The 12,240-nt window shown below is 67.4% G+C and carries 11 protein-coding genes; 8 read left to right on the forward strand and 3 right to left on the reverse strand.

Annotation, left to right across the window (positions count from 1 at the left end; all coding sequences use genetic code 11):
• The 4 genes from Mrose_RS16210 to Mrose_RS16225 form a co-directional block, all read left to right on the forward strand.
• Nucleotides 1–770: caspase family protein (locus tag Mrose_RS16210; protein ID WP_147371688.1), on the forward strand; the 770-nt coding region annotated here is incomplete at its 5' end.
• A 78-nt stretch (nucleotides 771–848) separates the two neighbouring features.
• On the forward strand, nucleotides 849–2,270 hold the full coding sequence (locus Mrose_RS16215) for a caspase family protein (protein WP_119280033.1): 1,422 nt from the start codon (nucleotides 849–851) through the stop codon (nucleotides 2,268–2,270).
• Nucleotides 2,271–2,276: 6 nt separating this feature from the next.
• Complete coding sequence (locus tag Mrose_RS16220) at nucleotides 2,277–3,584, forward strand: CHASE2 domain-containing protein (protein WP_119280035.1); 1,308 nt, start codon at nucleotides 2,277–2,279, stop codon at nucleotides 3,582–3,584.
• A gap of 43 nt (nucleotides 3,585–3,627) precedes the next feature.
• Nucleotides 3,628–4,383: a hypothetical protein gene (locus tag Mrose_RS16225; protein WP_119280037.1), complete on the forward strand. Its 756-nt coding sequence runs from the start codon at nucleotides 3,628–3,630 to the stop codon at nucleotides 4,381–4,383.
• 505 nt (nucleotides 4,384–4,888) lie between these two features.
• Here Mrose_RS16225 and Mrose_RS16230 read toward each other — a convergent pair.
• Nucleotides 4,889–6,130, reverse strand: coding sequence for a glycerate kinase type-2 family protein (locus Mrose_RS16230; protein ID WP_119280039.1), 1,242 nt, complete (start codon nucleotides 6,128–6,130; stop codon nucleotides 4,889–4,891).
• Nucleotides 6,131–6,348: 218 nt separating this feature from the next.
• Between Mrose_RS16230 and lysJ the strand changes: the two genes are divergently transcribed.
• Entirely contained in the window at nucleotides 6,349–7,548 is a 1,200-nt protein-coding gene (lysJ, locus tag Mrose_RS16235) for a [LysW]-aminoadipate semialdehyde transaminase LysJ (RefSeq protein ID WP_119280041.1), read from the forward strand.
• An 8-nt stretch (nucleotides 7,549–7,556) separates the two neighbouring features.
• On the forward strand, nucleotides 7,557–8,642 hold the full coding sequence (locus Mrose_RS16240) for a [LysW]-lysine hydrolase (RefSeq protein WP_119280043.1): 1,086 nt from the start codon (nucleotides 7,557–7,559) through the stop codon (nucleotides 8,640–8,642).
• 18 nt (nucleotides 8,643–8,660) lie between these two features.
• On the opposite strand, the gene Mrose_RS16245 is transcribed toward Mrose_RS16240, so the two are convergent.
• Both Mrose_RS16245 and Mrose_RS16250 read right to left on the reverse strand, forming a co-directional pair.
• On the reverse strand, nucleotides 8,661–9,086 hold the full coding sequence (locus Mrose_RS16245) for an OsmC family protein (protein ID WP_119280045.1): 426 nt from the start codon (nucleotides 9,084–9,086) through the stop codon (nucleotides 8,661–8,663).
• 123 nt (nucleotides 9,087–9,209) lie between these two features.
• Entirely contained in the window at nucleotides 9,210–10,817 is a 1,608-nt protein-coding gene (locus Mrose_RS16250; protein WP_147371689.1) for a GGDEF domain-containing protein, read from the reverse strand.
• 250 nt (nucleotides 10,818–11,067) lie between these two features.
• Between Mrose_RS16250 and Mrose_RS16255 the strand changes: the two genes are divergently transcribed.
• Both Mrose_RS16255 and pyrF read left to right on the forward strand, forming a co-directional pair.
• Nucleotides 11,068–11,547 (forward strand): tRNA (cytidine(34)-2'-O)-methyltransferase, encoded by a 480-nt coding sequence (locus Mrose_RS16255; RefSeq protein WP_119280049.1) that lies wholly within the window; start codon nucleotides 11,068–11,070, stop codon nucleotides 11,545–11,547.
• A gap of 148 nt (nucleotides 11,548–11,695) precedes the next feature.
• The coding region (gene pyrF, locus Mrose_RS16260; protein WP_119280051.1) for an orotidine-5'-phosphate decarboxylase at nucleotides 11,696–12,240 on the forward strand (545 nt) is incomplete at its 3' end.

Below are 12,240 nucleotides of genomic sequence, written 5' to 3' on the forward strand. Positions count from 1 at the left end.
ACTACCAGCCCGCCCGCCCCTCCCAGCCCCAGGCCGCCCTCAAGCGGCTGCGGGTGCTGGTGGTGGGGATCAATAAGTATGAAGACCCCAACATCCGACCGCTCGGCCTGGCCGAGAAGGATGCTTCCGATCTGGCGCGGGTCTTCGAGCGGCAGAAGGGCCGGGCCTACGACGAGGTGCAGGTAGTGCGGCTGCTGGGCAAGGATGCGCTGCTGCCAAGGGTCAAGAGCACGCTGGGCGAGTTCCGCCGCAACGCCTCCGACAGCGACACCACGGTGCTGTTCTTCTCCGGCCACGGCTTCAACGACGGGCAGGTCTACCTCATCCCCATGTACAACAGCCGCCTCAGCGACCTCGAGAGCGACTCGTTGCGCCAGTCCGACGTGGAGGACTTCGTGAGCAAGACCCGCGGACGGGTGATGGTCTTCATCGACACCTGCTACTCGGGCGCGGTGGTGGGCGGGCGCAGCAACAACCCCGACCCCGACCGCTTCGTGCAAAGCCTGGCGGCGGGCTCGGGCGACCGGCTGGTGATGGCCGCTTCGCGGGGTGGGCAGCCCGCGCTGGAGAAACCTGACTGGGGCAACGGGGCCTTCACCAAGGCTCTGCTGGAAGCCCTCGAGGGGGGAGCCGCCGATGCCAGTGGGGTAGTGACCTCGAGCCAGCTCTTCGCCTACGTCAGCCGGCGGGTGCGCGAGCTGACCCAGAACCAGCAGATCCCCCAGCAGCGCTTCGTGGGGGAGGATTTCCCGGTGGCACGGGTGCGATAATGGCAGCAACCGTATAACGCCGGATTAACCATTAGCCCATTATGGGCTCCGCGAGTGAATTACGGGAGGCTGGGCGATATGAAGCGATGGGCATCGGTGGTTTTGGCGCTGGCATTGGGTAGCCTGGCCTTGGCCGAGGACCGGGCGCTGATCATCGGCATCCGGGAGTACGAAAAACCCCTTCCCGGCCCTGACCGCGACCTCGAGCTCATGCGTCAGGTCTCCCTTAAGCTCGGCTTCCAGCCCGCGCAGATCCGGCTGCTCAAGGACCGCGAGGCCACCCGTGAGGGCATCCTCAAGGCCACCGACGAGTGGCTGGTGAGGGGCACCAAGGCCGGCGACCGCGCCATCTTCTACTTCAGCGGCCACGGTACCCAACTGCGCGACCTCAACGGCGACGAGGACGACGGCTGTGACGAGGCCATCGTGGGGCAGGACGGGCGGGTGGTCAGCGACGACGAGGTGGACGGTCTGCTGCAGAAGGTGGCCGCCAGCGAAATCTGGGTCATCCTCGATAGCTGCTTCAGCGGCACCGCCACCAAGTCGGCCCTGTTCGGGGAGCTCGAGGGCAAGCTGTGGCCCAAACCCGCCCAGCAACCCGTCTGCGCCAAACCCGCCAACATCCGCTCCATCAGCGTCGAGCAGGACAAGGCCGGGCCCCGCGTCATCAGCCTGAGCGCCGCGGCGCAGAACGAGGTGGCGCTGGGGGCGCTGGCCGTGGGCCAGGGGAGCGCCTTCACCCAGGCGCTTTACAACCTGGTGATGCAGCCCGGCAGCCTCTCCTTTCTGCAACTGCGCGACCGCAGCGCCGACGCCATCCGGCAGGCGGTGAGCCGCTTGCCGCGCTACCTGCCCCATACCCCCCAGCTCGACGGCCCCCCGGCCTGGCTGGGCAAGGACATCCACGCCTTCGGCAAGCTGGGCCAGCCCGAGACCCCGGCGCAGCCCTACACCGGAGCGGTGGAGCAGGCCGACACCCCCGGCGAGTTGCTCAACCGTATCCTGCGCAACAGCCAGTTCCGCGTGGAGATCGCCGCCAGCAAGCCCAGCCGCACCTACAGGCTGGGCGAGGAGCTGAGCTTCCGGCTGGTCAGCTCCAAAGCCGGCTACCTCAACCTCATCGAGCTGGGGGCCGACGGTAAGCTCACGGTGATCTTCCCCAACCAGTTCAACACCGACAACCGCCTCGAGGAAAACGAGATGGTGGAGGTGCCCGGAAGCAAGGTGGGCAGCTTCGTTTTTCGGGCCATCGAGCCGGTGGGCAAGAGCCGGGTGCTGGCCCTGGTGACCACTGTCCCGCTCAACCTCTACAGGGCCGGGTTGGGCAGCTTCAGCGGCCAGTTCAAGACCTTCGACTTCAGCGGCAGTCAGCTTCCCGAGCTGGCCACCACCATGAGCCGCAACATCGGCGTGGCCGCTCCCGCCCCCCAGCCCGACCGCAACCGCCAGGCAGCGCTCGAGCACGGCGCCGCCGAGGTAGTCGTCGAAGTGGTGAAGTAGGCCCAGATGCGACGGCTGGCCTGGCTCTGGCACGACCCCATCGCGCGGAAAGCCCTGCACCGCACGGTGCTGATCCTGCTGGTGATGGGGGCCTTGCAGCTCATCCACCGCTACGACCTGCTGGGGCCGCTGGGTTTCCTGGTCGAAGTCGAGCAGAACGCTCCCCTGGACCAGCTCACCCGCGTGGTCTACCGCTGGAACGCGCCCCAGCCGCGCCGGGCCTTTCCCCCGGTGGTGCTCGTCGAGGTCGACCGGCCCAGCCTCGAGGCGCTCAGGGTGCGGGGCTACCTCTTCCACCGCAGCCGCATGGCCGACCTGCTGCTGCGCGTCGCCGATTACCGCCCCGCCGGGGTGCTGCTGGACTTCGACCTGAGCTTTGGCTCCAACGAGCAGGCTGCGCTCTCGGAGGGCGATGAGCGCCTGCTGCGGGTGTTGGGCCGCTTCCCCTACCCCCTGCTCCTGGCCGACGACCGCCCCTTCGAGGCCCTCTCCGACGCCGATGGGCTCCAGCCCAGTGTGCTGGGCCTGCCCATGCGCCAGGTCAGCCCCCGCTTGTTCCCGGTCAACGCCTTCGTGCTCTACGACAGCGACGGGGTGACCCGCTGGATCCCCAAAGCCGAGCCCGCTCAGCCCCTCCCGGCGGCGCTGGCGCTGTACTGCCTGGGCATCGGTCACGACCTCAGCCGCCCAGAGGACCTCGAGGCCTGCCGCAAGCTCAGCGCCGGAGCCTTCGGGGTGGGGGAGCGCATCGTCTTCCGCGAGATCCAGCGCTTCGCTCCAGGCACCCAGGGCGAGCAGCTGTGGAAGGGCCTCACCGTCATCAGCGCCGCCGAATTCCTGCGCGGGGGGCTGTTGCAGGACCAGAGCACCCAGGGGGCCATCTTCCTGCTGGGCCGCACCTGGCCACCGGACTCCGATCAGCACTTCGTGCCGGTGCGGGCGGCCTCCAGCGGCCTGCAGGGCATCGACATCCACGTCAGCGCCCTCATGACCCTGGTCACCTACGGCCACTTCAGCGAGGGGCTCGACCTGTGGCTGCTGGTGCTCCTGGTGCCCACCCTGGTCTTCGCCTCGCTCCTCATCACCTACGGCATCACCGACGGGCTGCTGGGCCGCTCGAGGTTCCGCAAGGTGATCAACGGCCTGCTGGAGCCCACCATCATCGTGTGGCTGCTGTTTTGGGTGGGGGCTTTCATCGTCAACCGCTTCGGTTATTTCCTCGACTATTTGTTCCCGGTGGTGGCGATGCACTTCGCCCTGCTGGGGCTGAAGGTGTGGAGGGGGGCCAGAGGGTATGACGCGAAGCCGGATTAATGGGTTGCTTCGTCACTGGAAAGCGCCCAGCATTGGCGCTGCATTGATCTTGCTGCTGGGCCTGGGCCTGGCGGTGCAGGTCAGGCTCGAGCTCAACGGCAGGGCCCGGCTCGAGCGCAGGGGCAGCGTGGAGCAGACCTTCGAGCGCGCCGGAGGCAATCCCCTGACCCTGGAGCTACAGCCCGGCGACCGGCTGTGCGTGGAGCGAGGCGAGGCCCGCCTGACCTACGGGGTGCGGGTCTATACCCTGGGAGCCGCCACTGCCTGCTTCCAGCTGGCCGACTCCCCCAGCTTGTGGCAGCGCCTGCTGGAAGCCTGCAAGGACGTGGGCATCTGCAAGGACCAGGCGGCGCGGGCCTTTGCTAAGCGGGTCACCAGCCGGGGGGAGGGCGCGGTCCCGGCCCTTTACCTGCCCACCGACTACAGCCTGCCCGAACTGCGCCTGCCCATCGCGGGTGGGCAGCGCCTGCGCCTGCTGGGGATCGGGGGCGAGGAACTCTTTGGTCAGCAGGCCGCCGACGGGCTCTTCACCCTGCCCACCGGCGCCCTGCGCTTCGCTCAGCGCCTCGAGGTCTCCTCTGCCAGCGGTCCGGTCTACGCCGCGCCCGTGGTGTGGGTAGCGCTCGAGGCCGACGACATCCCTCAGCGACCCCGTGAGCAGGGCCTGCGTCTGATGCTCAGCGAGCAAATCGGCTTCGCCCCGGCGGCCTACAGCTACTTGCTGGCCGCCGGAGAGCGCGACCTGGCCGCCGCAATTGAAGCGCAAATCCGCCAGGAGTTCAGCGGAACCTCACCGTGAGGCAGGAAGGGGGAAGCAGGAGGCCCCTGGAAGCCCGAAATCTCCGATACCCAGGTCGTTGACACTCCCACGGCTAAAGCACGTGGGATTCTTGGGCTCACCAATGCGCCCGGTACGAACGTCTTACACGGTGATGCACGGTATTTCAACCGTCTCCTCAAGCGTGACTTCCCGTGTGTCCCACGGTACGGAGTTTGGCCAAGAGTGTAGCTTGGTTTTCGCCACACCAGACCGAGATTCGCACGCTACAGGTTTTACCCGCCCAGCGCTTCGTGGACGGAACCCCCTACCCCGCCCCGCCAAGGCGGGGCGGCAAGAACCTCGGGAACTGCTGTTCCCGATGGGCATTTTATCACAGCCAGCCCTATGCCACGTGCCCCTGCGGGGCACGTGGGGGAGTCCTCGCCTCGCCGTGGCGAGGCGACCAGGGCTAAAGCCGCTGGGTTTTATAGCTCCCCCACACCCCCTCGCTTCGATAACCCCTTGCATTTTGCCTTCGGCACACCTATTCGACGACGATCACCCGGTAATCGTTGAGGTTGTTCTGGGTGGGGCCGCTGATCACCAGGCTGTCGTGAGCTTTGAAGAAGCCGTAAGCGTCGTTGTTGGCGAGGTGTTGCTTGGCCTTGAGCCGTCGGCTTCCACTCAGAAGCTTCGGATGAATCACCGCCCCCGCCGCCTCGGTGTTCCCGTCGATGCCGTCGGAGTCGCAGGCCACCGCCCACACTCCACCCTCGCCCAAGAAGCAGGCCAGCCACAGCAAAAACTCCTGGTTGCGCCCCCCCTTGCCCGAGCCCCTCACCCTCACCCCGGCCTCGCCGCCCGAGAGCAGCACTACGGGTGGAGGGACCGGCTGCCCCGCCTCGCGGATGCTCTGCACCATCGCCGCGTGGAAGCGGGCCAGTTCGCGGGCTTCGCCCACGAAGCGGTCGGAGAGGACCAGCACGCGGTAGCCTAGGCCTTCCCAGTAGCTCCGGGCGGCCTCCAACAGGTGCCGCGCCGCTCCGATGAGCCGGTTCTCCACCCGCTCGAACACGGGGTCGCCGGGCTTGGGCGACTCGGGAAGCTCGCCGCGTGCGCCGCGCTCGAGGTGCTCCCGCGCCGGGCTTTCGATGCCGTAGCGCTCCAGCACCTCCAGGGCCTGGGCGAAGGTGCTGGGGTCGGGCACGGTGGGTCCGGAGGCGATCACCGAGGGGTCGTCGCCGGGCACGTCGGAGAGGAGCAGGCTGGTGATGCGGGCTTGGGTGGCCGCCGCCAACCGCCCGCCCTTGAGCCTCGAGAGGTGCTTGCGCACCGCGTTGACCTCCTGGATGTCGGCCCCCGAGGCCAGCAGGGCCCGGCTGAGCGCCTGCTTCTCCTCGCTCGAGATGCCCCAGGGCGCGCTCACCAAAGCGCTCCCGCCGCCCGAGATCAGCACCAGCAGGTGGTCGGTGGGGGAGAGCCGCCCCACGAACTCGAGCACCCGTTCCCCCGCCCGGAGGCTGCCCTCATTGGGCACGGGATGCCCGGCCTCGAGCAGTTCGACCCCCGGCAGGCGCACGCTGGGCTCGAGGTGTCCGTAGCGCGTGATGCCCAGGCCGGGCACGCTCCCGTAGGCGTCGCTGACCGCTTTGAGCATCGGGAAGGCGGCTTTGCCCAGAGCCAGCACGTGGGTGGGCGGGGTCTGGGGCAGGGCCTGGCGGGTCAGGCGGTAGGGGTGGGTGGCTTCCAGGGCGAAGCGGAAGGACTCGAGCAACTTCTGGCGCATTGACTTAATGTACGGGCTGTCCGGGCTGAGTGGCTTGGCCCCAGCGGTGCTTGACAGGGAGGGTGAAGGGCCTTACCCTGAGCCCGATATGTTCGCGTCTTCGCGCAAACCTATGCAACGGGAGGTGGGTTAGGCCCTATAGGCTTTGAACCCGGCTCCCGGCCCTTTCGCGTGGGCCGGGTTTTTGTTTGGGGAGGCGAACGTAGAATGGAGGAATCATGCAGACGGCGCTGAACTGGCTCGAGGTGGAGAAGGCCCACGACTCCGGCGTGTACAACAAGCACGACGTGGTGATCGTGCGGGGTGAGGGTGCCCGCGTGTGGGACAGCGAGGGCAACGAGTACATCGACTGCGTGGGCGGCTACGGCGTAGCCAACCTGGGGCACTCCAACCCCTTTGTGGTCGAGGCCGTGCAGCGGCAGGCCGCCACGCTGATGGTGATGCCCCAGACCCTGCCCAACGACAAGCGGGCCGAGTTCTACGCGGCCATCACCGGCATCCTGCCCCCCTCCTTGCGGCGGGTGTTCCCCTGCAACTCGGGCACCGAGGCCAACGAGGCGGCGCTCAAGTTCGCCATGATGGCGACCGGCAAGCGCAAGTTCGTCGCGGCCATGCGCGGCTTCTCGGGCCGCACCCTGGGCGCGGTGGCACTGTCGTATGAGCCGAAGTACCGCGAGCCCTTCGGCCCCTACGGCCACGAGGTGGTGTTCATCCCCTACAACGACGTCGAGGCCCTGAAGAACGCCGTGGACGAGAACACGGCGGCGGTCTTCCTCGAGCCCGTCCAGGGCGAAGGCGGGGTGCGCCCGGCGACGGCGGAGTTCCTCCAGGCCGCCCGCCAGGTCACCTCCGAGCGCGGCTGCCTGCTGGTCCTCGACGAGATTCAGACCGGCATGGGCCGCACCGGCAAGCGCTGGGCCTTCGAGCACTTCGGGATCGTCCCGGACATCATCACCATGGCCAAGGCGTTGGGCGGAGGTGTGCCCATCGGCTGCATGGTCATGACCGACGCCGTGGCCGACAAGATGCCCAAGGGCGGCCACGGCACCACCTTTGGCGGCAATCCGCTGGCCATGGCCGCTGGGGTCGCGGCGATTCGCTACCTCGAGCACACCCGCCTGTGGGAGCGCGCCGCCGAGCTGGGCCCGTGGTTCATGGAGCAACTGCGCTCCCTCGGTTCGCCCAAGGTGCGCGAGGTGCGCGGCCTGGGCCTGATGATCGGCATGGAACTCAAGGAGAAGAGCGCGCCCTACATCGCCCGCCTCGAGCGCGAGCACCGCATCCTCACCTTGCAGGCCGGGCCTACCGTCATCCGCTTCCTGCCGCCGCTGGTCATCGAGAAGAGCGACCTCGAGCGGGTCGTGGAGGCTGTGCGCGAGGTGCTGGCCTGGGATCCCAAGGCGGAGTGGGTGGGGTGAGGCAGCCTATGGAGGCGGTGGAGTTTCTCAAAGGGGCGCTCGAGATCCCCTCGCCTTCGGGGTCGGAGCGTCTGGTGGCGCAATACCTAGTCCATGGCATGGAGCGCCTGGGCCTCAAAGCCTGGGTGGACGAGGCCGAAAACGCCCGTGGAGTCTGGGGGCATGGCCCTTTGCAGATCGTGCTGCTGGGTCACATCGACACCGTGGCCGGGGTGGTCCCGGTGCGGGTGGAGGGTGAGAAGCTCTTCGGGCGGGGTTCGGTAGACGCCAAGGGCCCTTTCGTGAGCTTCGTGTTGGCGACGGCGGGGCTGCCGGAGGACCTCAAAAGCCAGATCACCGTGCACCTGGTTGGCGCCACCGAGGAGGAAGCCCCCAGCTCCAAGGGGGCGCGCTACGTGGCCGACAAGCTCGAGCCCCACTACGTGGTGATCGGGGAGCCTTCCGGTTGGCAGGGCATTACCTTGGGCTACAAGGGCCGCCTGCTGGTCAAGGTCCGCCGCCAGAAGGACCACTTCCACTCCGCGCACCACGAACCCAACGCCGCCGAGGAGCTCATCAGCTACTTCACCTCCATCAAGGCTTGGGTCGAGGCCATGAACGTGGGCCAGGGGGCTTTCCACCAGATCCAGTACACCCTGCGTGACTTCCGCATCGAGCCGGCTGAACTCGAGCAGGTGGCCGAGATGTTCTTCGATTTGCGCCTACCTCCCCGCCTGCAACCCGAGGACGCGGTGCGACATCTGCTGGCCTATGCTCCCCCCACCATCGACCTGGTGTTCTCCGGGCGCGAGGTGCCCTACGTAGGCCCCAAGGATACCCCCCTCACCCGCGCCATGCGCCTGGGCATTCGCCAGGCGGGGGGAACCCCGGTCTTCAAGTACAAGACCGGCACCTGTGACATGAACGTGCTGGCTCCCCACTGGTCGGCTCCCATGATCGCCTACGGACCTGGCGACTCCACCCTCGACCACACCCCCTACGAACACGTGGAGATCCCCGAGTTCCTCAAGGCCATCGAGGCCCTGCGGACGGCGCTGGTTCAGCTCAGCCGGAGCGGGGTTCCAGCGGGGGCGAATGTGGATAAGCGCCGGTAGTCGAATACGTGGCCCTCGTCAGGCGTAAACGAGCCTGGCCTCGAGCGTGATCTCGGGTACGGCGGCCAGCGCCTTGGAGACGGGGCATTTGGCCTTGGCTTGCTGGGCCAGCTCCTGGAACTTCTCCTCGGAGAGGCCGGGAACTTTGGCCTCGAGGCGCAGCTCGATCTTGGTGATGGTGGGCCCTTCGCCCAGGTGGACGCTGGATCGGGCGTGCAGGCGCTCGGGGGTGAAGCCGTTGTTGGTCAGCAAGGCCGAGAGGAACATGGCGAAGCAGCCTGCGTGGGCCGCCCCGATCAGTTCCTCGGGGTTGGTGCCGGGCGCGTTTTCGAAGCGCGAGGCATGGGTATAGGGGCCTTCATAAACCCCGCTTTGCAGCTTGAGGTGGCCTTTGCCCTCCTTGAGGGTGCCCTGCCAGACCGCTTCCGAGGTACGTACGGGCATGCTTTCCTCCTCGCGGCGTTCTACGAATACTCCAAACGGGGGTAATCGTGGAATCGCTCTTGCAGGGGTAGCATATCCACCGCCCCTGGGGCACACCTATCCTTTAGCTCACTATCTGTAAATCTACTGCGAAGCCGTCCTGCGCGGCTCGAGGTCCTGGCTGCGCGGGGGTTCGGTGACCATCACCCGGTCGCGGCCCGCCTCCTTGGCGTGCAGCAGGGTCCAGTCGGCCTGGAGGATCCAGGCTTCCAGCAAGCCCTCCGAGGCAGGAACGCTGCCCCCGGTGAGGCCCGCCGAGAGGGTGACGTTCCAGGAGATGGGCTCGACCTCCAGCGCCCTCATCTCGGTCCGGATGCGCTCGAGCACCCGCCGCGCCTCCTCCAGCCCCGCCCCGTAGAGGAACAGGGCGAACTCCTCGCCTCCCCAGCGCACCGCTAGGTCCTCGGTGCGCAGGTGGTGGCGCAGCACCCCGGCCAGGGTTTGCAGCACCCGGTCGCCCACCGAATGGCCGTAGGTGTCGTTGATGCGCTTGAAGTGGTCGAGGTCGAGCATGGCCACGCTCAGAGGACGCTGGCTGGTGTGGCATAGCTCGATCAGGCGGGGAATCTGGCGCTCGAGCCCCCGGCGATTGAGGAGGCCGGTGAGGGGATCGGTGAGGGCGCGGTTGCGCCACTCTTCCAGCGACAGCGCCGAGCGCAGCTTCTCGGCCACGAAGGGGCCCAGCACCTCGAGGTCGTGGGCGTCGGAGGGGCTGGGGGTGCGCTCGAAGTACAGTCGCCCCTCGGCTTCGTCGGCATAGAGGGGAAAGTGCTTGACGTAAAGCGCGGCCTTGCCCACCCGCACGGATTCGCGGTTGCGGATCTCGATGCCCACCAGGTCGGGGAACACCGGCTGCAAGGCATCCAGCACCCGCCGCATCAACCCGGCTGCCCCCAGGTTCTGGGTGGTCTGCACCCCGGATTCCAGCTCACCCAGCCGCTCCAGTAGCGAGGTCCAGCGCTCCAATCGCTCCTCGGCCCACCGACGGTTGCGGTAGAGCACTCCTGAAAAAGCCAGCACGACCGCCAGCAGGGGGTAAGCCGCCAGCAGCGCCGCCTCGACCAGCATCGACGGGTAGAGCAGGCTGGCGGTGTGGATGAACAGCAGATAAACCCCCAGGGTGCTGGCGATGCCCAGCAAGTAGGGCCAGAACCCCACCCGCCGCTCCAACTTGCGCACCTCGAGGTAAGCCCCCAGGCCCATCAGGGCATAGCTGCCGCCCCACATGCTGAAGTCCAGCATTCCCAGCGCGGGTTCGCCCAGCCAGTAGTACGCGCTGTGCGCGCTCACCCGCATGAAGATCCCCAGACCCAGCAACAAGCGCCCCACCGAGGCCTGGCCCCGCAGGGCGGGCTCGAGCACCGGCAGGGCGAAGATCATGAGCAGGAGGTCCAGCGACGAAACCACGGCGGAGAGCAGGGCCGAAGGGCGGGCCAGCAGGGCAACCGTGCAGAGCAACAAAGCGGGCACCAGCAGCAGGCCCCAGCGCGGGGTAGCCCGCACCTCGAGGCGGATGAGGGTGGTCATCCAACTGGCCGCCCCCGCGTAGAAAAGCACGTCGGCGGGGGTGATCACCGCGCTGAAGCCCTGGCTGCGCTGAATCCACCAGGCCAGCTCCTCGAGGGCCCACAGCAACAAGCCCCACGCCGCTCCCTGCCAGACGGGCTGATGCCTTGCTTCGCGCAGAAGCAACAATCCAAACCCTAGAGCTATTACGCAAAGCAGGAGTTCAGGCCCTAGCACATCACTCTCCGCAGGTATCCTAGCATGAAGACGGGCCGGTTCTGGCTCGAGCTGAGCAAAAGGCGCTCGGCGAGAGACATGAAGCTGGAAAAAGGCCGTCAACGGTCGTCGGCCAGTGGGGGCTCGAGCTTATCAGCCTTCGGTGTCTTGCGTACGGCCTAAGTCCCATGTCTATCGACCACCGACTTATAGTGGGCTCATGCTGCGCGTGGTGCTTTACCAACCCGACATCCCGCAGAATACCGGCAACATCGCCCGCACCTGCGCCTCGGCGGGAGCCGAGTTGCACCTGATCCGCCCCTTTGGCTTCCGCTGGTTCGAAGGTGGGATGGCTCGCTCGGGCGATCCCAGGCTCAAACGGGCCGGACTGGACTACTGGCCTCACGTGCGCTACGTGCTGCACGACTCCTGGGCAAAGTTCGTCGAGCAGCTGGAAGCGGGGGCGAGGGTGTGGGCCTTCAGTTCCAAAGCCCAGCAGCCCTACACCGACGTTCGGTACCGGCCCGGCGACTACCTGCTGTTTGGCCCCGAAACTCGCGGCCTACCCGAGGAAGTCCTGCGCCAGTTTCCCGGAGTGAGCATCCCCATGCCCGGCCCGGTGCGCTCACTCAACGTCTCGGTGGCGGTGGGCATCGCCTTGTTCGAGGCGCTGAGGCAACTGAGGAGCGATGGTGTATAGCGCTAAGTACCCCACGGGAAGCTTCGCGTCTTGGCAATCTTCCCGTCACCGCGCCCACAAACGCTACCCGTGGGAGCCCCAGATGAGGGAAAATCAAGCGGAGGGCCCTTAGTATGAGGGCGTGGTCTTTGATTTCGTCGAAGAGGTCATGCAGCGCCCCCCGCTGGTCCTGGGCGTTGACCCCCGTCCCGAGCTGCACCGGGTGGAGGGGGTTCGCGGATCGCTCCTGCCGCACATCCGCCGCTACACCCTCGAGCTGATGGAAGCCCTGGCCGCCAGGCTCTGCGCGGTCAAGTTCCAGGCAGCCTTCTTCGAGGCGCTGGGGCCGGAGGGCTTCGCGCTGATGCACGAGCTGGCGGCTGGGGCACGGGTGCTGGCCCTGCCGGTGATCTTCGACGCCAAACGCGGGGATATCGGCTCCACCGCCGAGGCCTACGCCAGGGCTTATCTCGAGGCCTATCCCGGCAGCGCCCTCACCGTCAACCCCTACCTGGGCGAGGACGCCATGGAACCCCTCCTCCAGGCCGCCGACCGCAGCCGCGGCGCGCTGTTCGTGTTGGTCAAGACCTCCAACCCCGGTTCGGGGCTCTTCCAGGACTTGCGCCTGGCCGATGGGCGCAGGCTCTCCCAGGCGGTGGCGGGCTGGGTGGCCGCGCAAGCCGAGCGCTACCGCGTGGGGGAGTGGAGCCGGGC

The organism is Calidithermus roseus, from assembly GCF_003574095.1.
Lineage (GTDB): Bacteria > Deinococcota > Deinococci > Deinococcales > Thermaceae > Calidithermus > Calidithermus roseus.

Bases quoted from the DNA above. Each gene is read 5' to 3' on its own strand.
- Mrose_RS16240 (WP_119280043.1), top strand. From the start codon at position 7,557: ATGGAGGCGGTGGAGTTTCTCAAAGGGGCGCTCGAGATCCCCTCGCCT.
- Mrose_RS16230 (WP_119280039.1), bottom strand. From the start codon at position 6,130: ATGCGCCAGAAGTTGCTCGAGTCCTTCCGCTTCGCCCTGGAAGCCACC.
- Mrose_RS16255 (WP_119280049.1), top strand. From the start codon at position 11,068: ATGCTGCGCGTGGTGCTTTACCAACCCGACATCCCGCAGAATACCGGC.
- Mrose_RS16220 (WP_119280035.1), top strand. From the start codon at position 2,277: ATGCGACGGCTGGCCTGGCTCTGGCACGACCCCATCGCGCGGAAAGCC.
- Mrose_RS16215 (WP_119280033.1), top strand. From the start codon at position 849: ATGAAGCGATGGGCATCGGTGGTTTTGGCGCTGGCATTGGGTAGCCTG.
- Mrose_RS16245 (WP_119280045.1), bottom strand. From the start codon at position 9,086: ATGCCCGTACGTACCTCGGAAGCGGTCTGGCAGGGCACCCTCAAGGAG.
- lysJ (WP_119280041.1), top strand. From the start codon at position 6,349: ATGCAGACGGCGCTGAACTGGCTCGAGGTGGAGAAGGCCCACGACTCC.